General features: G+C 43.2%; 29 protein-coding genes and 1 pseudogene. 3 read left to right on the top strand and 27 right to left on the bottom strand.

The window, feature by feature from the left end:
* Positions 1-182 precede the first annotated feature (182 nt).
* The 3 genes and pseudogenes from BR63_RS03525 to BR63_RS03515 all read left to right on the top strand — a co-directional run bounded on the left by BR63_RS03525 (position 183) and on the right by BR63_RS03515 (position 3,761).
* Positions 183-1,745 carry a DDE-type integrase/transposase/recombinase gene (locus tag BR63_RS03525; protein WP_187142831.1) on the top strand — a complete coding sequence of 521 codons (1,563 nt, stop codon included), beginning with the start codon at positions 183-185 and terminating at the stop codon, positions 1,743-1,745.
* Positions 1,733-2,488, top strand: coding sequence for an IS21-like element helper ATPase IstB (gene istB / locus BR63_RS03520; RefSeq protein ID WP_187142695.1), 756 nt, complete (start codon positions 1,733-1,735; stop codon positions 2,486-2,488). The genes BR63_RS03525 and istB overlap by 13 nt, the downstream gene beginning before the upstream one ends.
* 130 nt (positions 2,489-2,618) lie before the next feature.
* Positions 2,619-3,761, top strand: a pseudogene (locus tag BR63_RS03515) (IS3 family transposase).
* 395 nt (positions 3,762-4,156) lie between these two features.
* On the opposite strand, the gene BR63_RS03510 reads toward BR63_RS03515, so the two are convergent.
* The 27 genes from BR63_RS03510 to BR63_RS03380 form a co-directional block, all read right to left on the bottom strand.
* Positions 4,157-4,906, bottom strand: a complete 750-nt coding sequence (locus BR63_RS03510; RefSeq protein WP_051965865.1) for a hypothetical protein — start codon at positions 4,904-4,906, stop codon at positions 4,157-4,159.
* A gap of 125 nt (positions 4,907-5,031) precedes the next feature.
* Positions 5,032-5,862, bottom strand: coding sequence for a tyrosine-type recombinase/integrase (locus tag BR63_RS03505; protein WP_034423116.1), 831 nt, complete (start codon positions 5,860-5,862; stop codon positions 5,032-5,034).
* A 307-nt stretch (positions 5,863-6,169) separates the two neighbouring features.
* The gene (locus BR63_RS03500; RefSeq protein WP_034423115.1) at positions 6,170-6,526 is read right to left on the bottom strand and encodes a hypothetical protein; all 357 of its coding nucleotides are present in this window, start codon (positions 6,524-6,526) and stop codon (positions 6,170-6,172) included.
* Between the two features lie 484 nt (positions 6,527-7,010).
* Positions 7,011-7,310, bottom strand: a complete 300-nt coding sequence (locus BR63_RS03495; protein ID WP_034423114.1) for a type II toxin-antitoxin system RelE/ParE family toxin — start codon at positions 7,308-7,310, stop codon at positions 7,011-7,013.
* 5 nt (positions 7,311-7,315) lie between these two features.
* Positions 7,316-7,660 carry an AbrB/MazE/SpoVT family DNA-binding domain-containing protein gene (locus BR63_RS03490; protein WP_153802107.1) on the bottom strand — a complete coding sequence of 115 codons (345 nt, stop codon included), beginning with the start codon at positions 7,658-7,660 and terminating at the stop codon, positions 7,316-7,318.
* Positions 7,661-7,877: 217 nt separating this feature from the next.
* On the bottom strand, positions 7,878-8,117 hold the full coding sequence (locus BR63_RS03485) for a zinc-ribbon domain-containing protein (protein ID WP_153802106.1): 240 nt from the start codon (positions 8,115-8,117) through the stop codon (positions 7,878-7,880).
* Between the two features lie 34 nt (positions 8,118-8,151).
* On the bottom strand, positions 8,152-8,556 hold the full coding sequence (locus BR63_RS03480; protein ID WP_034423111.1) for a DUF7448 domain-containing protein: 405 nt from the start codon (positions 8,554-8,556) through the stop codon (positions 8,152-8,154).
* 19 nt (positions 8,557-8,575) lie between these two features.
* Positions 8,576-9,079 carry an anaerobic ribonucleoside-triphosphate reductase activating protein gene (gene nrdG / locus BR63_RS03475; RefSeq protein WP_034423109.1) on the bottom strand — a complete coding sequence of 168 codons (504 nt, stop codon included), beginning with the start codon at positions 9,077-9,079 and terminating at the stop codon, positions 8,576-8,578.
* Between the two features lie 262 nt (positions 9,080-9,341).
* Positions 9,342-9,734, bottom strand: coding sequence for a YopX family protein (locus tag BR63_RS03470; RefSeq protein WP_161781887.1), 393 nt, complete (start codon positions 9,732-9,734; stop codon positions 9,342-9,344).
* A gap of 83 nt (positions 9,735-9,817) precedes the next feature.
* Complete coding sequence (locus tag BR63_RS03465; RefSeq protein WP_153802105.1) at positions 9,818-10,327, bottom strand: hypothetical protein; 510 nt, start codon at positions 10,325-10,327, stop codon at positions 9,818-9,820.
* A 198-nt stretch (positions 10,328-10,525) separates the two neighbouring features.
* The gene (locus BR63_RS03460; protein WP_051965864.1) at positions 10,526-10,807 is read right to left on the bottom strand and encodes a type II toxin-antitoxin system HicB family antitoxin; all 282 of its coding nucleotides are present in this window, start codon (positions 10,805-10,807) and stop codon (positions 10,526-10,528) included.
* Between the two features lie 23 nt (positions 10,808-10,830).
* Entirely contained in the window at positions 10,831-11,010 is a 180-nt protein-coding gene (locus BR63_RS03455) for a type II toxin-antitoxin system HicA family toxin (RefSeq protein WP_187142881.1), read from the bottom strand.
* A 358-nt stretch (positions 11,011-11,368) separates the two neighbouring features.
* The gene (locus BR63_RS03450) at positions 11,369-12,844 is read right to left on the bottom strand and encodes a VWA domain-containing protein (protein ID WP_034423104.1); all 1,476 of its coding nucleotides are present in this window, start codon (positions 12,842-12,844) and stop codon (positions 11,369-11,371) included.
* A gap of 16 nt (positions 12,845-12,860) precedes the next feature.
* Positions 12,861-14,000, bottom strand: a complete 1,140-nt coding sequence (locus tag BR63_RS03445) for an AAA family ATPase (protein WP_034423102.1) — start codon at positions 13,998-14,000, stop codon at positions 12,861-12,863.
* Positions 14,001-14,273: 273 nt separating this feature from the next.
* Positions 14,274-15,188, bottom strand: coding sequence for a DUF6744 family protein (locus BR63_RS03440; RefSeq protein ID WP_034423100.1), 915 nt, complete (start codon positions 15,186-15,188; stop codon positions 14,274-14,276).
* Between the two features lie 117 nt (positions 15,189-15,305).
* A complete protein-coding gene (locus tag BR63_RS03435) occupies positions 15,306-15,728 on the bottom strand; it encodes a YgiT-type zinc finger protein (protein ID WP_034423098.1) in 423 nt (140 codons plus the stop codon).
* 80 nt (positions 15,729-15,808) lie between these two features.
* Positions 15,809-16,255 (bottom strand): DUF4258 domain-containing protein, encoded by a 447-nt coding sequence (locus BR63_RS03430; RefSeq protein WP_034423096.1) that lies wholly within the window; start codon positions 16,253-16,255, stop codon positions 15,809-15,811.
* A 14-nt stretch (positions 16,256-16,269) separates the two neighbouring features.
* The gene (locus tag BR63_RS03425) at positions 16,270-16,620 is read right to left on the bottom strand and encodes a hypothetical protein (protein WP_034423094.1); all 351 of its coding nucleotides are present in this window, start codon (positions 16,618-16,620) and stop codon (positions 16,270-16,272) included.
* Positions 16,610-16,816, bottom strand: a complete 207-nt coding sequence (locus BR63_RS03420) for a hypothetical protein (protein WP_034423091.1) — start codon at positions 16,814-16,816, stop codon at positions 16,610-16,612. The genes BR63_RS03425 and BR63_RS03420 overlap by 11 nt, the downstream gene beginning before the upstream one ends.
* A 310-nt stretch (positions 16,817-17,126) precedes the next feature.
* Positions 17,127-18,539, bottom strand: a complete 1,413-nt coding sequence (locus tag BR63_RS03415; protein WP_034423089.1) for a DUF2325 domain-containing protein — start codon at positions 18,537-18,539, stop codon at positions 17,127-17,129.
* A gap of 180 nt (positions 18,540-18,719) precedes the next feature.
* The gene (locus BR63_RS03410) at positions 18,720-19,019 is read right to left on the bottom strand and encodes a hypothetical protein (protein ID WP_153802104.1); all 300 of its coding nucleotides are present in this window, start codon (positions 19,017-19,019) and stop codon (positions 18,720-18,722) included.
* 106 nt (positions 19,020-19,125) lie between these two features.
* The gene (locus BR63_RS03405; RefSeq protein WP_051965863.1) at positions 19,126-20,133 is read right to left on the bottom strand and encodes a hypothetical protein; all 1,008 of its coding nucleotides are present in this window, start codon (positions 20,131-20,133) and stop codon (positions 19,126-19,128) included.
* Positions 20,134-20,219: 86 nt separating this feature from the next.
* Positions 20,220-20,558 carry a hypothetical protein gene (locus tag BR63_RS03400; protein ID WP_034423085.1) on the bottom strand — a complete coding sequence of 113 codons (339 nt, stop codon included), beginning with the start codon at positions 20,556-20,558 and terminating at the stop codon, positions 20,220-20,222.
* A gap of 45 nt (positions 20,559-20,603) precedes the next feature.
* Positions 20,604-20,930 (bottom strand): hypothetical protein, encoded by a 327-nt coding sequence (locus BR63_RS03395; protein ID WP_034423083.1) that lies wholly within the window; start codon positions 20,928-20,930, stop codon positions 20,604-20,606.
* A gap of 328 nt (positions 20,931-21,258) precedes the next feature.
* Positions 21,259-21,810, bottom strand: a complete 552-nt coding sequence (locus tag BR63_RS03390; RefSeq protein WP_034423079.1) for a recombinase family protein — start codon at positions 21,808-21,810, stop codon at positions 21,259-21,261.
* Positions 21,811-22,229: 419 nt separating this feature from the next.
* The gene (locus tag BR63_RS03385; RefSeq protein WP_081908193.1) at positions 22,230-22,574 is read right to left on the bottom strand and encodes a nucleotidyltransferase domain-containing protein; all 345 of its coding nucleotides are present in this window, start codon (positions 22,572-22,574) and stop codon (positions 22,230-22,232) included.
* The gene (locus BR63_RS03380; protein ID WP_051965862.1) at positions 22,514-22,942 is read right to left on the bottom strand and encodes a HEPN domain-containing protein; all 429 of its coding nucleotides are present in this window, start codon (positions 22,940-22,942) and stop codon (positions 22,514-22,516) included. Before BR63_RS03380 ends, BR63_RS03385 begins: the two co-directional genes overlap by 61 nt.
* Between the last annotated feature and the right edge of the window lie 19 nt (positions 22,943-22,961).

Genomic DNA, 22,961 nt, shown 5'->3' with positions numbered 1-22,961 from the left:
GCTGATTTTAGGCGATTAGAGTTTTATAATGGATAAAGTGTAAATGCTAAAATAAAGTGTACCAAAAACGCTAATGAAAAGTGTGCCACTAAAATAAGCCAGTAATGGCAAATATTATGGCTTTTCATGGTATTATCTTAATTGGTGCGGAACCAAAAAAGTAATATTATGGGAGGCGAAAAATGATTAAGAGGTGGCACATGTACAGTAAAATTCAGGTAATGAAAAGTGAAGGTTTTAAACAACGTAAGGTGGCAAAAATGCTACAGATTCATCGTAATACTGTTAAGAAATACTGGGATATGACACCTGATGAGTTTCAGGAGACAATCCTCGAACCGGCTAAGAAATCCAGTCTTGAGCAACATAAAGAGTTGATTATCTCATGGTTGCGGACTTATCGTGAAATAACCTCTGCCCAAATTCATGATTGGTTAAAAGAAAAGTACAACCTGACTCTGGCAGAAAACAGTGTCAGAAGATATGTCCGAATGTTGCGGATAGATTACAATATCAAGCCGGAAGGTGATGACCGTAACTATGAAGCAGTCCTGGATCCTCCCATGGGATTGCAGATGCAGGTTGATATTGGGACCATATCAGTCGAAAATGTTCGGACAAGGCGATATCAGAAACTTTACTGTATTGGGTTTGTGCTTTCAAATTCAAGATATAAGTACGGGGTATGGTTCCCGAAGCCACCCGAGGCACAGGATATGGTAAATGCTATCAGAAGCTGTTTTGAATGGATGGGCGGCAAGCCTAAAGAATTGGTATTTGACCAGGACAGGCTGATTGCAGTGGATGAAAACTATGGCGATATAATTTATACAAAAGAGTTTGAATCGTTCAGACAAAACGAGAAACTGAATATCTACCTCTGCCGGAAAGGCGATCCGCCAAGTAAGGGCCGGATTGAAGCTGTGGTAAAATTCTTTAAGTACAATTTCGCAAGATACCGGCAATATTCCGAACAATGGATATGGGACGAGGAATTTGAAAAATGGCTTCACAGAACCGGTAACGCCAAAAAACACTCAATTACAAAGAAAATACCGGCTGAGGTGTTCGAAATAGAACGTGGCTACCTCACTCCGGTATCATACAAAATAGAAAATCCTGATAGTAATATATTACTGCGAAAAATCAGAAAAGACAACACCGTCATGTATGAGGGCAACAGATATACCGTACCCACCGGAAGTTTTGGAGTTTATGAAGATGTCCAATTGCAGATTCAGGCAGATGAACTGCTTATATATGCTGGTTTTTGCGATATACTGCTGGCCAGGCACAAGATATGCTTGGAAAAGGGTAAATTAATTCAAAACAACAATCATCTCAGAAACAAGAACATTAAGATTGCCGGCATGAAAGAGGCTTTAAAAGCCAGATTTTTAAACCCTGCTACAGCTGAAAAGTATCTTGATCGGATACATGCAGGGAAGAAAAGATATGTCAGGGATCAGTTCCAGTTAATCGAAAAGACCATCAGTCAATACAGCAGCGAGGCTGTGGACGCGGCCCTGCAGTATTGCCTGACAAATGAACTTAACAGTGCGGTTGATTTTCGGGATGCGGTCATCCATTTTAGCCAGGGCATAAAGGAAACAGAGAACAAGCCGGTCCCCTCGGATATTCATACCACAAACAATTCAAGCTTGCCCAGCCTTAAAGTGGCCAAAAGAAATCTGCAGGATATGATCAACTGCCTGAAAGGGGGCGCCGGAACATGGCTGAATTAACTGTTGTGGCGTCCAAGCTGAAACAACTGAACCTTATCGAAGCTTCCCACAGTCTCGAGACGGTTGTTGCGGAGGCGGCCTTGGCCAACAAGACACCGCTTGATGTATTGGATAAGTTATTAAACCTTGAAATTGACGGCAGAAACGCCAAAGGAAAAGCAAAAAGGCTGAAAGCTGCTTGTTTCCCCTATGTAGAAGGATTAGACAGCTTTGATTTTAACCGTAAGGGTTTTACAGGGATAAGCAAAGCTCACATCAAACAACTGGCTGAATTGGCCTGGCTGGAGAAGGCTTATAACATCATGTTCCTGGGTCCTACCGGGCTCGGCAAAACGAGGCTTTCAATCGGACTCGGGTTGAAGGCGGTAGAGGCCGGATATCACGTATCATTCATCAGTCTTGACGAGTTGATGCGGATTCTAAAGACTTCGGAAATCAGCCCTAGGGCCGCAAGAAGGGTCAAGGCCATAAAGAACAGTGATCTGGTCATCCTGGACGAGGTGGGCTTCTTGCCCATCTCTAAACAGGACGCGAACAAGCTATATGAATTAGTGAATTTACTGTATCTAAAAACATCTATCATCTTGACCAGTAACAAAAGCTTCGAGGAATGGAGTGAGTTCATAGGTGACAGTATGATAACCGCCGCAATCCTCGACCGTCTGGCCCACCAGTGTGAGATATTTACCCTGGATGGCCCAAGCTACAGACTAGAAAATCGAAGAACCATTTTTGGAAATTAATTACTGGGAATTTTATTGGTAGAAATTGGCTCAAAGTGGTACAAAAAATATTAGCGTTTTTGGTACATTTGATATTGACGTTTACAATAAAGAAAACTAGACAAAAAAACAGCTTTCTTTAAGGTGGATTGTGACCATGAGAAAATCATATTCTGGGGAGTTTAAAGCCAAGGTTGTACTGGAAATTCTCAAGGAAGAAAAAACCATATCCCAGATTGCTTCGGAGTATGAGATACATCCAAATCAATTGCTTAAATGGAAGAAAGAGGCAATAGGTGCTCTGGTGGAAGTTCTTGAAGATGGTCGCAGAAAGGGTGACAAGGAGAAAGAGACCTTAAAGAACAAGATTCAAGAACTTTATGCAGAGATTGGCGAGTTGACAACTAAGCTCAACTGGCTTAAAAAAAAATCTGGCCTCAAATTGGACTAGAGCTGAAAGAATTGAACTGGTGGATTTTGAGAACCCGAGCTACCATTAACAGCTCAGGCAGAACTACTTTCGCTCAACCGTTCGAGTCTTTATTACCGGCCAGTACCACCATCGCCTTTGGAAATTGCTATCAAGCATAGAATCGACCGCATTTATACGGAGGACCCCTACTTGGGTTCTCGCCCGATTACCGCGATTCTGAACCGGGAAGGCTTTTGCATCAGTCGACCCACGGTACAGAAGTATATGCGGGAAATGGGGATATCTGCAATCAGGCCAGGGCCGAACCTCAGCCGCCGGAACCACGAGCATAAAGTCTATCCCTATTTGCTTCGCGGCGTTAAGGCATCCTTCCCCAACCACATTTGGGGTACTGATATCACCTTTATCCGCCTCAGAAAGGGCTGGTTGTACCTGGTGGCTTTTCTAGACTGGTTCTCGAGGTTCGTAGTAGCCTGGGAACTGGACTGTACTCTTGAAGTCGATTTTGTGCTGGAAGCTCTCCATAGGGCATTGCGGACTGGCAAGCCTGAGATTGCCAACAGTGACCAGGGAAGCCAGTTTACTAGCGAGCGGTATACCACAGCATTACTGAGTAAAGGGATCAAAATCAGCATGGACGGGCGAGGTCGTGCTATGGACAACATTTTTACCGAGAGACTCTGGCGTACAGTTAAGTACCAGGAGGTCTACATAAACGACTATACAAGCCCCCGTGAAGCCCGTCTCGGTCTTGCCAGGTTCTTTGAAAAATACAACAACTACAGGCCGCATCAGGCACTGAAAAATTTGACTCCGGCCGAAGTCTACTTCGGCAATTATACCTTGGAACACTTCCAATAACATTTCGAGTCTATTAAGCCGAGGATTATAGAGCATTTAGGGGGTATTGGCCACTCTGGTGTCCAAACCCCCTCTGACCAGTATAATCCTGGCTACTCCGTCAAGTTCGAAGCCTCCTACTGACTCTAAGCTCCCTGGTGGTCGCTAAGAGTCAGTACGTCGATTACGAACTTGACGAACAGGAGTCAGGTAGTATTTTGTCTGGTAAAACGTGACATAATTACCAGTTAACAAATGTTATTATTAACAATATTTTACTTACAAAATACACTAAGGAGGTAGAAAAACCACCTTAAACAAGGTCAAAAAAATGCCTTGACATCTTTAGCCACCATATTTCACCTTTTTCTTGAAGTTCTGGTGGGTATGATATGTCTCTCCTCATTTAGTTAGTTTTATAGTGATTTGAGTAAGCTATTTTTCAAAACGATACTGTACTCTTTCTCTGGTATGAGTTTAATTAATGCTGCATAACTTTGGGAATCTAGAAACATATATTGCTTTTTCCCTTCGTAAAAGAATTCAATTAATGTTTCTCTTTCATCATGTGTAACTGTTTTACTATGAATGGGGTTTATTGACTTTCTACTGCCTATAATTGCTCCGGTTGGTCCAGCAATTAATGCTCCTACAACTGCCCCTCCTAATGAAGATCCCCCTCCACCACCACCTGATATAATAGTTTCTTGCAATAAGTCTCCTTTGATAGTAAAAGTGTTAATATCCTTAATAGGTAACGTATGAAGATCAATTTTATAATTTGGGTGAGTAAATTGATTAATATATTCTCTATATTGTTCTAGTTGATACTTGTTGGGTCCTTCTTTACTATACTTTTTTAATTCATTTAAGTATTCATTTATTTCATATAATTCCTTTGAAAATACCAATTCATTATTATCTGTTTTTCCAAGGTACATTTTGGAATACTTATAACCTTCCATAAGCGGATTGCCAGATATATATGTTATAGGATATATTTCTCCTACAATATGTAGTTTTTTAATAAATGTCATTATTAAATTCTCAAACTCAGAAACGAGTGATTTTATTCTTTCCTCTTCTTTTTTATCGGCTTTATTATTTAGTACTAGCATCCAAATTAGATAACCGACAATAATAATTATTACCATTATCCAAAGCATAATAGGGCTCTCCTCCTGGCTTAATTATTTAACTTGTTATTCTACTACATTTTTAAATTACCCTTCGGGAAATAAGAAATTTTATGTCTATTTGTGTCATATGAGCTGTTTCAAACCTCCTTTTGCTAAGATAAACTGATTTTGTTAATTGCTTCCTCTATTTCATCCAGAGATGGTTTACTGTACCTTATAATCATTTTTGCCGAAGCGTGCCGACTGAGGGATTGGATAACAGAAAAATCGACATTATTACGGACGAGCCTGGTTATAAAGGTATGACGCAAGGCATGAGCATTAATCCCCAACTGCTCCATGATATACTGAACGGTCCTTTTACTTATTCTTTCGCTTCTATTTGAAAGAAATAGGGCTGGATGGTTGTCTTTCCTTGTATCCAGATACTCTTTCAAGGCCCTCCGTGCTTCGTTATTCAACGGAAGTTTCGCTGCTTTTCCGCCCTTGCCCCACCTTACCGTTATTTCCCCTTTCCTTTCCGACAATTCTACGTCACTGCGATCCAGTTTTACCAGTTCGCCTACCCGCAGTCCGGTATTTAAAAGGAGAGTAACAATACAAAAATCCCGGGGGTTTTCTTTTTTCTCCGCTTCACGCAAAACCCGGTGCATTTCTTTTTTATCCAGGGCCTTGGGAGCCTGGTTTAGAATATCGGGCTGCTTTACTACTCTTATGTTTTCCACGGCCTTCATTTTACCGACATAACGGCAGTATGATTTAATGGCGTTAAATACCTTGTTGATTGTTGCCGCAGATTTTTTCCTGGCGGCAAGATAGTCTATATACATTTGAACGTCCGTTCTAACGAAGTCCGACAAGTCTGTGCCTGTGTCAATAAGCCACTTTTCAAATTGAACAAGGGCTTGCCGGTAGGTTTCTTTTGTTGTCTCAGCTTTGTTGAAAAGGTGTTCCTGCACGAAATTGTCAATGTTTTTGCCCAAAGCTATCCTTCCTTTTCTTTGGTATATGGGTATAGGAGCAGGAGAAATTTCAGCAAAAATAATTCTGTGCAATAAATTTCATCGGATAATGGGGTGGTTTAAGGGTAATTTTTGGTCCTTTTAGCAATAATTATAACATAGAATTGTAATTCTATGTAATAATTCTGTGCAAATCAATCAATTACATTATCAAAAAAATTAGAACTGTGCTGGCACACAGTTCTATAAGGTTGACTACTTCCAAAAGTGACGCTCCGCCGTGGGCTTAAGCCCAACAGCTTCTTCGGACACACGTGCGTAGTCGCTTTCACTCGGGCTGAAGCCCGGTGATTTGCGGCAGGTTCGTGATTCCGCACTGCGGGCAGATGGGGCTTTCCTTCCCATTAACCGTTTCCAGGGGCAACAGCCTGTAGCTAACGACTGAGATCTGCCAATCAGGATCATTGGGTTCGCCATAATAACTCGTTCCATCGTCCCAGTAAATCTCACACTCCGCCTCGTAGACACCACTTTCCGTTGGCAGAGTTGACCTATCGAAGTAGTTGTTTTCGCAATAAGCCTCCCCGTCCAGAAAGTATTTTACATATTCTGGAGCCTGAAGTATCACGAATCGCCCGAATGTGTCTGTGGCAATGATCATTTTAACTAGTTCTTTTCCAGTCATTTTTTCATATTCTCCTTTCTTTTCATTATTTTATTTTGTTTAATTTTGCAGCAGGCTGAGGTTTCCTGACGGTCTACTCTGTTTTGCTCATCTTTTTCTTTTCTTTTTAGGCAGCTTTCCAGATTCCCCGCCCCACTGGCTCAAAATCCTTATGCAATTACAATTGCAAAACCTGCCGCACTTTTTCTTTCCAATGAGGGTTGTTTGCTGCCTTTTTGGTTTTGCCAACAAACGCTCGTTTGTAATAAGAACAGGCCGCCTTGTTAAAGCGACCTGTTCTTATCTTTCAGGCAAAGAAAAATTGCCTCTTTGATATTTTCTATTGCTTCGCTTATCGTTTTCCCTTAGTGTAGCATCCCTCAAGGATTGGACAAGAAATTACAAAGTAACCTGTGTTGTCTCGTTTAATTATTACAGGGAATTAGGAAATTTATATTTATCTTTAGGAATAGCCTTATTAAGTCTTTCGATTCAATTATTGCTTCTATCTTTGTTTTTTTAAATATTTTTTTAATTCATCATAAAAGTTTTCCCTAGTTCCAGCCAGGATGATTAATACTGTTTTCCCCTCGATCTCTACTACTTTGTATGCAATTTCATAATTGGTGTTTTTATAATATATGTCATAGCCCATAATGCCAGCTAGATCATATTTTTTCGCCTTTCCAACTTGTGGATTTTTTCTGATATTGTCAATAGCTTCTTTAAACCGGCGTTTAAGTTGTGGGTCACGAATCTTTTTAAGATATTTCTCTGCTTGAGGCAAATATTGTACTGGCAACATATTAGTTAATCCACATCAGAAAAAATTTCTTTATGCACGGCATCACGATCTCGAGTATCTTTCTTGGCCAAAGAAACGGCATCGTCTATTAATTCTTGAGCAGCTATTCTTATCCTGGCTTTCATCTTACGAAATTCTTTCACTAACTCATCACCTGCGTAGCCCTGATTGACTAGGTCTTGCAGAATTAGGTCGGAGTAATCGTCGTTTGCTTTATCATGTCTCCTAATAATTAACTCGTCGCCCTTTAAGATACATTCTACTTCCCGTCCTAAACCTAATTTTTCATAAAATACCTGGGGTATTGTTATTTGTTTTTTAGATGATACCTTGATTATCCGAGATTCCATATCTATCAATCCATCTTTTGATAATTGTATAGACATATTATATTCGCCTCCTAATCAAATATGCAATTTCTTTACCATCTTGGTTACTTGGTTATATTTTACCATAACGCAGTGTCCGCTCAGGCTCTCTTTGGGCGTCTTTTCGGTTTTTTTTTTGTAAAACCATGAAGCAGCACAAAAGTATCTTGGCAGTATCCAATGTTTTTTTATCCCTTATTTATTCCCACTCTAATTTTTGACCGCATCTAGTGCAATATTTAAAAACGTCTAGGTTGTGCATATGGCAAACGGGGCAAAAACCCCCATCACCATGCAACTCAAGGACTTTTTGCGGTATTTGCTTCTCTAGTGCCTTGATAGCCGCTTTTGCGGCTTCAACCTCTGTTGGTCTATATGTCCAGTACTCTATGATATTTTTTAAGCTGGCAATTGCTTCCTTTTCTTTCATTACCATCATCCATCACTCCTTTTAAAATACCCCTTCACTATTTTTACAAATTAACTTTCATTAAAACTTCATTATCTTTTGTAACTAAAATTCCATGCCCATAATATCCATTGTGGGCATTGTATACTGCTAACTGAAAAATACCCTGATCAGTAATAAAATCAACAAACTGTATTCCTCCATTATCTTCGTAGTAACCAGAGTTGTCTACAACAGACTGATTTAATGCTTTATCTGTTAATTTAATTTCGATCAGGTTGGCCCCAATAAAATTATTCAAATTATCTTCGCTGGATAGATAACCCCAACTTTCACTGCAAGATTGCTTATTATCTATTAGTATGTAAAAAATATGTTTTTCGGTTTCAACTTTATAGCCGTCCATAGAACATTCAGGATTGACTCTAAGATCGAAAACTTCTTCAATACTTTTTATTTTCCCTAGCATTATACCTATCCCCCTTTTTTCAGGCAGTTTTTCTTGCATATTTTGCAAATTCTTGTTTTGGTATGATCCTCTGGTTGCTTGAGCCCCGGAAAGCCAGGTCCAAACTGCGTTTTTCTTGAATAAAAGGCCCGTCAACCAGAACGTCAGTATACTGCAAAAGCTCAAGCCAATCCTCTCTTTTGGCAGCCAGGAGTTGTTCTATGGTATACCCTGTATATACCCATACGGACTTTCCGAAGTTCTTGATTTTCTTGGCTATTTCCGCACAGGCTTCGGGCTGGAGAAACGGTTCCCCGCCAGATATAGTAATACCGTGGTACATCCTGAACAAACGCTCGTTAGAACAAAACTCCCGGATGATCCTTTTTACCGGGACCCAAAAACCGCCGTTAATATCGTGCGTTTGAGGATTATGGCATCCTTTGCAATCGTGAGGACAGCCCTGGGTCCAGACCACCATCCTCAGCCCCGTACCGTCGACAACGCTTTCATGGGTACAAGGTGCGGCAAGACGAATAAGCATATTAACACTCCTTTTTTATTAAGGGGCGGTTTCCCCGCCCCTATTCAGTGTGTTATTTTTTTCTGACGTATCCTGAGCAGTTCCCTCTGTATCGGGAATTGCCCCATTTTCCCCTGTCTGGATATGAAATGATGCTTTGCAGCATAAAAATACCTCCCTTTTTTTGCAAAAATAAACGCTCGTTTGTAATAAGAACAGGCCGCCTTGTTAAAGCGACCTGTTTGCATTTTCTTTCTTTAAGAAGAAAAGAAAAGAAATTTGTCTACCAACGTCCAGTACTCAATAGTTCTGGATTTTCGTGGACGTTGCCGACAATTTCAAATTCTTCAATTTCAGCCATTGTATCAAAGGAAATGCGAAAATCTTTTACGCTCCCTCCTAGTTGTAGAGCGTAATGATTTTCAACAATGGCTAGAAAACTGTCGTAGACCTTAAGAATATCCCCCGTATATACCTTCTTTTTATGCCGGTCTTTAATTCCGACATATTGCCCTGCTGTTTTGGGGATAACTTTCTTACGGTCAAGACTTCCATCGGGGTGACGATAGAGAATTGATGGCCCTTCTCTATCTTCAACGTAATATCCATAAATCCACTTGCCATCATCTTTTCTTTTGCCCCTAAACTCAACGTTTGGGGTTTTCGATTCAAACATCGTTTTTCGCCTCACTTTCTTCTCTTTCACATTTTCTTTGTTATACGTCATTGCTTGAAATTTAAGAGGCGGTTTCCCGCCCCTTAATTCAGCGGCGTGTTATTTTTTTTTGCTATTTTCTGTGCAAGCTCAGAGGCAGCTCTGAGCATGTTTTTTGCCGCTGTCTCAGCGTCATTTTCCGAAAAAAGCAGCGACGCAGCAACCTCAAATGTTTTAGTCAAGGCCATTGCTTTTTCCGTATCCCCTTTTGCTAAAGAAAAAACAACCATTTTAAAAATATCGTCCGGATTTGGAAGGGTTTCCAGAAATTCTTCCACGATTTCTTGGGCCGTTTTTGCTTTAAGTTTTTTGCCTTCTTCGATAGCAACTTTTCTATCGTTGGTATCGAAGCCGGTGCCCACAGCCCTTTTTTTGGACAGGTTGACGTGCCTTTCCACCCGGATGTTTTTCACCTCCAGAATTTCGGGCATAAAACCTGTACTTTGTTGGAAAATGCCTTCCAGAGTGTTCTCTTTGAACACCATTTCCGGATCGCAGGAAAACTCAGTTATACAAACATGCTCTTTTCCTGCAATCCTTCCCTTTAATTCCAATGTGGTTTTCATCATTTTTTGCCCCGGGAAATACCCGGGGCTTCACCTCCTTTTTAAAATTTTTATTTTAAACGCCCGTTGGCTTGGGCGTTTAAAGCAAACAAAAAAGCCCACTATATCCTTCTTTCTCGAATAAAATGGGCTTTTTAAAATACTTTTTTTTCCATGTTAGGGTTCTCGTAATCTATGCCGTCTCGTTTAATTATTAATTACGGGAAATGCGGGTATAAAATCACCAACCTCGATATTTACAAGAGTTTTGATCTCGCCCGGTTTAATTTCTAAATCTGCTAATTTACCCGGTTTGGGAATAAATCTTCCCTCGTCCTGTTCAAAACAAATCCACATATTAATGGCGTCTTGAGCCATTAATATAGCTTCGGTAATATCTTTGCCTTGAGTATATATGTTTAGATCAGGAACCGTTACGGCGTACATTCCTTCTACGGGCGTTAAAATTACAGGATAAGCAATTTTCATTTATTTCGCCGCCTCTCTCTCTTTCAGATTATTTTTATTCCTGCTCTTTTTAATATATTTTTAGCCGTGACTTCGTTTATCTCATTATGTCTTGGAACAGGTTGAGATTTTGCTCCGTTTGTATATATATCATGGCTAGAACCATGCCGGGCAAGATACCAACCATTTTGGACAAGTATTTTTATTAATTCCCGCCGTTTCACTTTTTTATCTCCTCTTATTTTATCATACGCCATTATGAAAAGCGTATATTTGTATTAGTGTTGTTTTCATCATTTTGCCGCCCCGGTTTATGCCGGGCTTCACCTCCTTTTTAAAATTTTTATTTTAAACGCCCGTTGGCTTGGGCGTTTAAAGCAAACAAAAAAGCCTATTTTACCCTTTTTTGGATAAAATAGGCTTTTAAAATTCTTCCTTTCCCACACATGGATTTTTATAAACAAAAATAAACTCATAAAACGGCTTCTTCCGCAACGGTTGCACCGGGCGGTTAAGCATTAAAACTTATCCATGGCTTAAATATAGCACACTTTACAAAAAGAAAAAAGCCCCTTTTGGGGGCTATATCTTAAAAATACTGCTGTTTTCGGCTGCTTCTATGAGGTCCTGGGCGTAAAACAGTTCGTCTGTTACTTTAGCAAGATGATTGTTTATGTACGAGGACCCATTGCCCAGGATACAACCCATGCACTGGAATTTCAGCCGCTCTTTTTGAAGTTTGTAGTTCCGCAAAAAGTCTTCGCCGATTTCCGCCTCTCCGTCCGTGACAAAGATTATATCAGCATTTTTGAACCGGGCGGTTTTCTGTATGATTTTTATTGCTTCTGAGAGGGGTTTTTCAAAATTTGTTCCGCCTCCCAGAAAACTTGTAGCCATCTCTACGATGGCTTCTGTCGAGATTTTGCCTTTGGGGAAGGTAAAAACCTCACCAATGCTGCTGTCAAAGGTTATATAGGCAAAATCCCTCCTTTGGGCCCTAGCTATCATAGCTATGGCTAATGCAAAGCCCGCCGCCTGTTCCTTTAAACGATTCATGCTGCCCGACTGGTCCAGGCACAAAACAATCGGGCCCTTCCCGGCCTGCTCTTTTCCTAACGGCGTGTACTGCAAGGTCTGTTTTTCCGCAAACCGCCGGTAAAAATCAAGCCTGGTGGCCGGATTTTTCAACTGGGCCAGTTCTGTCGGCAAGAGCAGTTCGGGATCACTGCCCAACGATATGCCTTGCCGCTCCACGGAAAAAACATTCTTGGATTTTTGTTTTTTCCGGGCTATACGCTTGAACCGTCCCGCCCATTCCGCAACTTTCTTGATCTTGGGATATTGTTTCAACTGCATCGCAAGTTCAAGTTGATTGCGGAGTGGTATTTTCTGCATTTCCATATGGCCTGAACCCGGCTGCGAACCGGACAGCAGTTCTTCCATGCTGTCTTTTGTTTCCTTAGTCTCCTGTGCCGCCTGGGACAATATTTGATTGACAGGCAGCCCATCCGCAAGAGATTGCGTCACCTGCTGAGAGAGATTATTAAGCTCGTTTTGCAGGGCCTTTTCTTTCTCTTTTTGTTTTTGGGTTGGCCCTTTTTTGTTGTTTTGCATGGAGTTTTGGAGCTTTTCCAGTCGTTGCTGGAGTTCTTTCTGCTGTTTCAGTTTTTCTTTCAGCTCCTCATCTATTTTTTTTCTGTTTTCTATATACTCAATGATTTTTTCGCTCGTTATCATCGTGCCAAGCACCGAGGAAAAATCATCGAGTACCGTCGTTTCCCTTAATTTCCCATATTCCTCCGATTCCATGAGTTTTTTGATCAGAGGTTTGTGGTAAAGGGCAGTTTCGCTTATTTCCGTCTCCGGCAGAAGTCGGGGAGTGGCCTTGTATAAACAAGACCACTGGTCCCCCATGAGATTCACAAAACCGGGAAAAATTATGTCGCCCCTTTTTTCAAGGGCATCCAGCTTTGGCGATATGTTCATCAGCCGTTGGAAAGACTGCCTGTCGTAGCTGTCGGTATTCAGGCAGCTATGAAAGTATTTCCTTTTTGCCATCTCCTACCCCTCCCGACTAAACGGCCAACATGGCCGTCTTGACCAACTTCATGGAGTCATCTATTTTTTGCAATATGTTTTGCTTCGACTCCTTGATGTCGTCCCTGTCCGGCAGGAGAGCAACCTGTTCTTTTAATCCCTTGAGTTTCGTGTTGTACTCAAGGGCTTTTTGGGCAGCGTCGGCACCCTGGCTGTTCTTGATTTCGGGAAGAGCAGCCCCCAATTCCACCATCAATTCGTTGGTGACATCCATAATTTGGGCCAGTTCTTTTTCCACGGGGTCCAGGGCCAGGTCGGTTACTACCCTTCTCACTATTTCTCGTTCGTTCTTTTCCGGAGTCACCCAGAGAACATCAGAGAGAATAGCGAGGTCTTTTCTTTTGACGAAATCCCTGCCATCCAGGACTGCCGCCGCTTTCAGAAGGGACAAACACTGCCGGAACCGGCGGTCGGATGGACGAACCCCTTCAACCTTTAAATCATCTCTTATTACCAGCAGGGCCTCCAGAACGTCCAGATGCACCGTGGTCATCATCTCCGCCTGCATCTGCAACTGCTCCAGTTCCTCCAGGCTGATGGTAGGACGCTGAGGAGGAACGTTGCTTTGCAGCATGAGGATGAAGTTGTTGCCGTCGGCGATGTTGCCCACCTCATACCTGAACAGGAACCGGTCGAACAACGCCTCCAGCCCTTCCCCTTCTTCCGGCCACTCATTGGAAGCACCAACGAGCGAGAACAACGGAGACTGGACAATGCCGCCGTTGTTGTAAAACAAACGCTCGTTGGCAAGCGTCAATAAGGCGTTCAGAATGGCGGAATTGGCCTTGAAAATTTCATCCACGAACCCTATATGGGCTTCCGGGAGCTTGCCGTGAGTGTTCCGCTTGTAGGTGTCCTGTTCAAGCCCCTTTAAGGACACCGGCCCGAACAGTTCCTCCGGCGTGCTGAACCTGGTCAAAAGCCACTGGAAGTAGTTTGTTCCCGTTATGCACTTTGCCAGGTCCGCCACCAGTGCGGATTTTGCCGTGCCGGGAGGCCCTACGAGCAAAACGTGCTGGCGGGCGACAAAGGCGGTCAAAAGGCCGTGGATGATATGCTCTCTTTCCAGGTATATGGAACCCAGGAATTTTTTGATTTCGTTGATTTTATTGATCATTTTCTCGCCCCGGTTTTTACCGGGGCATCACCTCCTTGTATAAACTTTTAATTGGGTATAAACTTTTAATTGGCAATCAGTGCCGTTTCCTGATTTTCCCCTTACCTTCCAGGGGAATTTTCCATTTTTTTACGACTATCCCGTCAGAGTTGAAGTGGTTGTATAGGACATGATTGCCCACTACAACCCAGTCCGTTCCGCAGGAAGGACAAACATATTCGGGATAGCCTCCGTATACCTTATGTTCTGGCGAATATGGGCAAGTTTTTAGATTTACCCCATGTTTTCACCAGCCTTAACTTTATCCATAAGCAGACTTAAGGCGTCCCGGATAATTTCTATCCGTCCGTCTATTTCCTGCTTGGATTTTTGGATGATTTCTTCGTAGTCCCGGTAACCGGCGACTACGTTTTTGGTTTCGTTGATCAGCTCCGCCAGCTTTGCCTTGGGGATGGACCCATCTTGCAAAGCCTGCCTGCATTGTCCGAGCAGGCTGTCCAGATGATCCTTCACCTTGGTTTCAACCATCCGGACGGATTCCTCGGAGTTGACGACCGGAATTTTGAAGCCCTCGCCCTTGGCAAAACTGGAGCAAAACTGTACCAATTGGCATAAAGCCCGGTCGTGAACGGCTGGAATGAAGTATACTCCACCCGAGGGCCGCACCGGAGTCGGCGACAGGGTTTTCAGCACTGCCTGCACCATGCCTCTTACTGCCTGGCCGTTGTGGTGCTCTTTGAAAACTTCAAAGAGACGGACGGCTTCTTCGCACAGCTTCCAGGCGTAGGAGTTGGGATCGGCTGAAAAATGGATTGCATCAGCCTTTTTGTCCAGGGTCAAGATGGCTTCATTTTCGTTGTATGACAGCCTCTTGCCCTTGGAGTCCACGGTTTCCTTAACAATGTGCCGGACCGCCACAGCCGGGTCGTAGTATACGTCCCGGGTGATATAGTTTTCTTGCAGTCCGTTGCCCAGGTTTCGGCTGGTCTCCACTTCTTTGGTGGACCGCCTGAAAGCATCCACGGGCCTGATCTCGTTGGGCATGTAGCTCAACGATAAGCCCGCTCTAACGAGCGTTTGTTCCAGCAGGGACCGGCTGTATAAGTCGTCTCCGATGGAGTACCAAAACAGGTGCCCGATGTGGGCTTTTGTTTCTTGATTTTGCACTGCGACCATGTTTTGCAACATGGTCATCACCTCCTTTTTTGTTTTTTTGTAAAAATAAAAGGACGACGGCTTTCGCCATTCGTCCTTTTTGTTGCTTGTTACCCGGCAACAGGCGTGACCGGGTATCTTTTTTGTTTTTTAATGGTCGAGCAGCCGGGCAAGTTCTTCTATGCTGATCTTTTCCGGCCACTCTTTACCTTTCCGGGTGAAGTAATTGACCATGCGGAGCTCCGCCTTCTCCAGTTCGGCCATGAGGTCCAGGTCAAAGATTATTGTGCCGCATTTTGGACATTTTTCTGCGGGGATTCCTGTTATTGTTATGGTGTGTTTTTCATCCCCCACCTCCAGTTCCCGTACATCATCGTACAGTATGGATTCCATCGGCACATCCTCATCTTCCTCCGGGCACAGGCCAGGCTTGGGCGGCAGCATCGGTTCGTACTCTACCACAGCACGCCGTATCACTTCGGACAGGCTGCTCCTTTCCCTGGCAGCCTTGGCGTGCAAAAGGAGCATCTCACCGTCGGTCATTCTCACCCTCAGCATGTTATCTCTTACCATGTTTTTATCCCCCTTTTAGTTTTTCTCCTGGTAAGAGTATAACATATTATTTGCGTTTTGTGTAGCAACATATTGTATATTTATTTTGTCGCTACACAAAAACATATTCTTTTTGTGTAGGTTTTATCCCATCGCCACGCCTCAGTTCTGGGATCGTAAAGGGTGACGACGGAGTATTTGCTGTCGTTGGCACGTTTTTTTAAAATAATGTGTAAGGGGCGGTATTTCTTACTTGATATGCGGATGTGGCCCCATACTACCATTTTTGTGGTTCCGAATTCGTTTTGGTGATATTCGATAATATCACCGTCGAATATGATTGTTCGGAGCTCTGTTTCTGATATAGCACGCTCTAACATTCTTTGCTGAGCGTGTTTTGAGAAGCCTAAGCAACTTAATCCTTTAGTTGCATAGACTTCTTTTAACTTATTAAATTCCTCTTGCCCACCGATTTCTATTTCGCAGGCATAAGCAAGAGAATATTCTTTGCTTTTTTTCTTGCATCCTTCCGGGTCTTTACAGACCATAAACCTTCCCCCTTTTAATTCTTAATTAATTCTTCGATGTTGATCTCTTGAGGAGTTGGGATTCCCTTTCTTACAAAGGTTTCCAAATATTCCCCGATAGCCGCTTCAACGGCCAGGTCCATCTCAAAACTTCCGCAATCTTTGCATCTATAAGCGGGAATACTTTTTATGACGGTGCCAATATCCTCAAGCTCCGCATCGTAGGTGCTCCTTTTTAAAGTACCGCCGCACTCGAAACAGGAGCCTCCTTCTTCCGGCAATTGAGGTTTGTATGCCTCAACTGCCTTTCTGATAAATTCCCGCATGTTGCCGTTTGCGGCAATTGCGGACTTAAGTTGTTTAAGTGAGAACTGCTCACGATTCACAAAAACACCCCTCTTTTTTTAATACTTCTACCACGTGTACCCATGTCTCGCACTCGGATACATCAACGATGTCAATGGCGTCGAGCATCCCGGCTAACACTCGGTCCAGGGCTTCGTAGTTTGTTATGTCGGTTATATTTCCAAGCGTCCCGCTGGAAAGACCGGCAATAGCTCTTTTTGCCTCGCTTTTGGTCATTTTTTATTACTCCTTTCCCTTCTTTTTTCAACAAAAAAAGCCTATTCTACCTGAAAATACAAGTAAAATAGGCTTTTTAAATACTTTTTTCCGCATGGTTACGGTTTTATAAAATTAAAAAAATATAAATTTATTACTGAAATTGCCGTTTTCCGTAATGGCCGTCGGCCAGGACGGTGTACGGTTTTTACATTCTCTATGGTTGTATTATACCATATTCGGTTTTTTATGCAAACAAAAAAAGAGGGACAAAAAAAGAGGGACTGAAATTTCTATGTATGTACTTAAAAAATCTGCAAATTATACAGAATTATTGCGTTTTTTGCTTCTCTGCTATATCCTGGAGTATCCTCTGCACGTTCCTTGACTTTACGAAATATATAGGTTTGTTTTCTTCGATTGCTTGCTCCTTCAACCACCACATGGCGGCATGGGAGCCGAACCTGGTGAGAAAGACAAGTATGTCTGCCTCTTTTAACAGGGCTTGCAGTTTTATGTCCACTTTGTCCCCATCGTGCCAGAAAATTTTGCAGTTTTCACCTTTCGTTTCCTCGTTTGGCCAACCGACAATCAGAACGGTTTTCCCCGCAAGAACCGAAAGATCGGTTTCGGGCTGGGCTGTTTCCTGTTGTTTGTTTTCCATCTGATCTTCTTCAAATGAGTGTTCTTTTTCTTCTTGAGGCAGTTTGTTCCTTAGTCTTTCGATTTCTTCCCGGAGCTCTCTGATAAGCCCCTTGAATTCCTTGATTTTCCTCGCATCTTCCGCTTGCCGGTCTACCACCACCGGTTTTCTTGCCAATTCCCTTTTTGTTTGAGCTAACTCTTCCTGGAGCTTGTTTATTTCTTTTCTAAGTTCCAAAACTGTTTGGCCTAATTGTCCGGCCCTTTTTTTGTGTTTCTCCAGTTCCCTTCCCAATTGGCCTATACGCTCAAAAAGAACGCCCGTTTCACCAGTGCGTTTTTTTATTATCTGGCTCAGTTTGATTGTTCTGTACTTTTCCAGTTCTTCCGGAAGGGGTATGTGCAAGGTTAAATATGTTACCCTTTCCCGGCCATAAAGCCTGATAAAGTCATCCATCGGCCAGGAATCGGTCGGGGTCCACAAGAATTCATGATGAATAATGTACTGGTTGGCTGCACGCCAAAATATCTCTTTTTCCGTTTTGCTCTGAAATCTCTTTTCAGCATCCCTACGCCAAGCATGGAGGTTGGCTGTCGAAGGCTGCAACGGCACTCCCAGGGTACGATATGCTTCAAGGTACTCCTTTTCATTTATTTCCTTGAGGACTACCTGCCATTTTTCAACAGCAAAGGTACAATAGTTTTGCCAAAACTCTTTCTCGTGCTCTTTGAAGTGATCTTTTATCTTTGCCAGGCCCCGTTCGTACTCGGCCTGTTCCTCTTTCGACATAACATTTCCGTAGGGCGTTTCTTCCCCGTTTACAACCGGTATTTTGGAACTCCCGATTTTGTCAACCAACACCCTGGTCATCTTGCCGTCGGTAATGTCGTACATGACAATATCTTCGGGGTATTGTTCGGTGCCACATTGGGGACAGGCAAAAGGTATGATAGGTTGATTAGTGCTATCCAACTGTTTGTCCAGTTCCTCGAAGCAACTGACAGGCTCATATTCATGGACCCTGGCGGATACGACTTTTTTGCACTTTCTGCAGTAGTATTCTAAATGAACGGCCATATGGATTTTCTTGTTTTGTACCATTTTTTTCGCTCACCTGACCTTCTTTTTATTCTCCTTTTCCTTTTTACCACAAAAATAAAAAATTGGCAAAAAAAATGCGGGCATGGCCCGCTAGACAACTCCAAAATAATAAGGCTGGTTGTGAACCTGTCTTTCAGTTTTTTGCCCCTGTTGTGAACAACCGGGGCTTCACCTCTTTTTTTAGATCTCTATTTCTATAACTAAGTTTTCCAACTCTTTTACAAGAGCTGGGTACTTATTAATGTGTTCAATGGAAACCAAAGTATCCAAATATATTTCGTTGCCATTTTTATCGATGTAGATTATGTTAATGTAATCGTTGTGACAACATGTGGATACCTGCTCAACGATATAATTTTGTTCGGGAAGGTGTTTCTCTAAAATATTAATAATTTCTTCTATAGCGTCGTCCGCCCCCGGGAGTTCCCCATCATTAAATCCGTATTTTTCAAAAGCGTGCCATAAAGGAACGCTTTTCACGATTTTTTGTTCACCTGATTTGTATATAAACGTAATTTTCATTTTTTTGCCCCGGGAACTCTATACCGGGGCTTCACCTCCTTTTTATTTAAAAATAAGGCTGGTATTAAACCAGCCTTATTAAATCATATTTGCCAAGGTAGTTGTGGACAACAACTGCCTCGCAAGGCTCATCGAGACCAGGGGCCTCTGTGAGCCAGACTACCTCGGCATTATATCCCTTGGAGATGAGTTCCTCAACCATCTCCAAGGCTTCCTCACTCGGGCAGGAGCGAGACTTCCAAGAAAAATCGATGTCAAAATCGACATGGAAGTCAGGCAACTCCTTCTCCGCCCTCTCAGTTACGTACTGCCGCTGGCAGTCGTAACCGAGGGCATGCACCCGCTTAAGGAAGTCGCTGCCGTGGGCTTGTACCCACGCTGCTTTTTCCTCTGCTGCCGCTTTTTTCTCAGCGGCAGCCTTTTCCTCTGTCTCTTTGCGACGTGCAGCTTCCTCTGCGGCACGTCTTTCTTTTTCAGCCAAATACAAGGCCATGTCGGCCTCGTACTCAGCTCTCAGCCGGTCATATTCCGGCTGTAGCTCCGCCAGTCGGGCGGCAACTTTTTCCCGTCTGGCCTTTTCCCAGGCGATCAATTCACCTGGGGTTTGCGGAGCGGAAAAATGGTATTTCCCGCTCCATTTTTGGTGAACCTCCTTAATTTTGGGAGGTTCTGGGGAATACACCCCAAACGGGGTTATTTCCCCTGGTTTGCCTGGCTTTATTTCCAGGTCCAGGGCCAGTTCTCCGGCGAGATCTAAAACGACTTCACCATCGGAGTTGACACGGGCCAACTCCAGCAGTTCCGGAGTGCACTCGCACTCCAGAGTTTGTAATTCCTTGCCGTCGCCTCCGGCAAGGAGAGACCTTTTTCTACCCCCTTCGTCGAGAAGGTAGAAAACTTTTGCCATTTTCATATTTTTCTCCTTTCTGGGCGGTTTCCACCCGCCCCGGCAGCACTCGCTGCCGGCCAGTATCGCCTGACTGGCGGCAGTGTATTTTTTGGGGCACCTGCCCTTTAGCGTGGCAAGGCAAGAGATGGCATAAACCTCTCTTGCCTTGGCCCCGGCCTGCACGGGACTGCACCTTGCGGACCCCCGTGCCCCTTTTTTGTTTCCCCCGGTCTCAACCAAGTTATGAATTGGCCAAGACCGGGATTATTTTAGTTTCCGCCACAGGTGGGACAATCCTCGCCTGTGGCTGTGCCCAGATCGGTGCCGCACCAGATGCAGCACCCATCCGGGTATTTCCAGTACCCGGTTTCCTTGATAGCGAAGTCGCTATCAAGGAAAATTACCTTTCTCCGAACCCATACGGGTTCGGTTGCCGGCATTTGCCGGGTAAATGCGGCAACACTATTTGAGTTAACACTACCTTCCCATCCCTTGGGAAGGGTAGTGTCAAGTTCCTTTTTTACTGACCGCAATACTGCGGCATTGCGGTCAGTAACCGGAATAGCGGCGACGAGATACGCCGCTTTTTTTAAAATATTGTTTATCATTCTTTTGCCCCGGCATAAACCGGGGCTTCACCTCCTTTTTTTCTTTTACTCCAGCCGGGTGATGACCCGGATCTGGAGATCGCCCAGACTGACGTTTTGGTGCGGAGACGTGAATCCGTCCACCGCCCGGTTGCTTTTCCCCTGCTGGATGGGGAAGCAGATGGCCTGCTCCCCAACATCTAAGCCGGTGAACAGCTTCGTCGGAGCCGGGACTGCTCCCAGCCCCTCCACTATTTCCTTTGTGTCGGGATGGCCTATGTAATGCGGCACCCCGGACAAATTTGGAATTTCACCGTGCGGAAGGGTTTCCACACAGTACACCCCGTCCAGAGGAAGGACGGTGGTACTTAAAATTGCTTTTAAATTTTTCATATTACGCCCCGGCATAAAACTGCCGGGGCTTCACCTCCTTTTTTTAAAAAATACAAAAGGCCACCCCATACCTAAAAAACTAGGCATAAAATGGCCTTTTAAAATACCTTTCTTTTTGCAGGCTTATGCCTGCAATTTTTTTTGCCGCTTTCCGTAAATCGCAAATACGAACACGGTGTGCGGCTCAATGTCCCGCAGCAAAATGGGCTACGGGATTTTCTCTAACCCGCTCTCCACAACCAAAAAGGAGGTGGTGTGCGGTACAAACTATTAATCTACTTATATTTTACTAGTCTTTTCAAGATGTGTAAATGTTTTTTTTGAGAATTCAGTTTTTCAGATACCTGTATAGTGTCGTTTTGCTGACACCTGTTGCAGTAGCTATTTCTTTGATGGTGTACGTTTTTTGGCTATACATTTTTAACGCCAGTTCAATTTTCTTTTTATCCTTTTTCGGCCTTCCGCCTTTCCTGCCCCTGGCCCTTGCTGCAGTCAGCCCGGCTCTTATCCGTTCGACAATTAGATCCCTCTCGAATTCGGCAAGGGCTGCAAATATCCCGAATATGAGTTTGCCTGTGGCTGAAGTAGTGTCTATGTTTTCTCTCAGGCTTACGAATTCGATGCCTCTCACCCGCAGTTCCTCCATAAGTTCCACCAAATGCCGCAAAGATCGCCCGGCCCGATCCAAACCATAAACGACAAGGGTATCCCCCGCCCTCAGAATTTCAAGGAGTTTTTGGAACTGAGGGCGTTCTTTTGTGGTCCCGCTCACTTTATCTGTGAAAATATTGCGTTCGTCAACACCGGCCGCCTTCAAAGCATCAATCTGCAAGTCCAGGTTTTGGTCTTTTGTGGATACTCTTGCATATCCAAAAAGCATTTTTTTCGCCTCCTTGATTATACTGTACCAAAAACATTATACGAACACAATATTGATGCTTTGTTTTTGGTAATATTTTTGGCACCATAAATACAAGGCTTTTCGGCATAAAACGGCATACTGCAGGGGCAAGTGCCAAAAACAGATGTTTTTGGGAAGATTGAGATAAAAAAAATAAAACCTCCAAGGCTTATAAAACGAAAAAGTTCGACATAAAGTGGAACTTTTTTTGCGGAGATTATTTGGCAGGTGCCAATCTGCATCTCTTTACAGACCACAAGGGTGCGGCGGCTGGCTGTTCCGCCCTCAAATAATCTCTCATTTATAGCTTATTCATCTGTAATTAGATTGTGACGACTCCCCGGACTGAAGTCCGAGGAGTCGTCACTTTCCTATATACCAACAATTCCGGTGTGTTGTTATATAGTTATTCCTTTTTGTATCACCTCATCGTACAAAAAAGTGCCTTCGATAGCCTCTTTGTACTCATCTCTTGTATAGACGTGGGGTTCCACTATTAACCCTGTCTTATGGAAAAATTCCATCAAGAACACAGTTTCGTTGATGAAGTTTTTGCCAAAATCCGGTGATATTACTGCAACGTCTACATCGCTGTAATCTCTAGGGTTCCCATTTGCGTAGGAACCAAAGAGATACACTTTATCTATTTTTATTTCTTTTTCTAAGGACGCAGTCGCTTCTTTCAGTTTTCTAATGATCGTTTCTCTTGAAGCAATTTTTCGTTTATTTTTTCTTTTATCCATGACACAAACACCTCGGCTAACCTCAGTAATTTTTCTGCTTCTTCTTGTTTACACAAAGAGTATAACTTCTTTTTCCTTTCTGGGTATCTGGCTGCAATTGCATAGGTTGTTAATGCTCTAAGAAAAAATTTCTGTTCAGTGGTTAAAGCATCATCAATCTCGGCATCTTCGGCTAAAGCATAAAGATCATGTATCGGGCTTGGAACTTGGCCGTTAGCAGTTATTAATGCTTTTAATGCTTTTTCTACTGCCTGCTGGCACATATAGGCACAATGCAAATATTTTGAGCCTTTAAAACATAGCACCGCTACATCTAAATCTTCTTCTGTTATCATAAGCCATTCATTAACTTTTTCTTCTTTAGACATTTTCTTTTTCCTTATTTGC

Source organism: Thermanaerosceptrum fracticalcis (assembly GCF_000746025.2).
GTDB lineage: Bacteria > Bacillota > Peptococcia > DRI-13 > DRI-13 > Thermanaerosceptrum > Thermanaerosceptrum fracticalcis.
The sequence above is the reverse complement of the archived record's forward strand: the minus strand, read 5'-3'. Positions and strand labels throughout refer to the sequence as shown.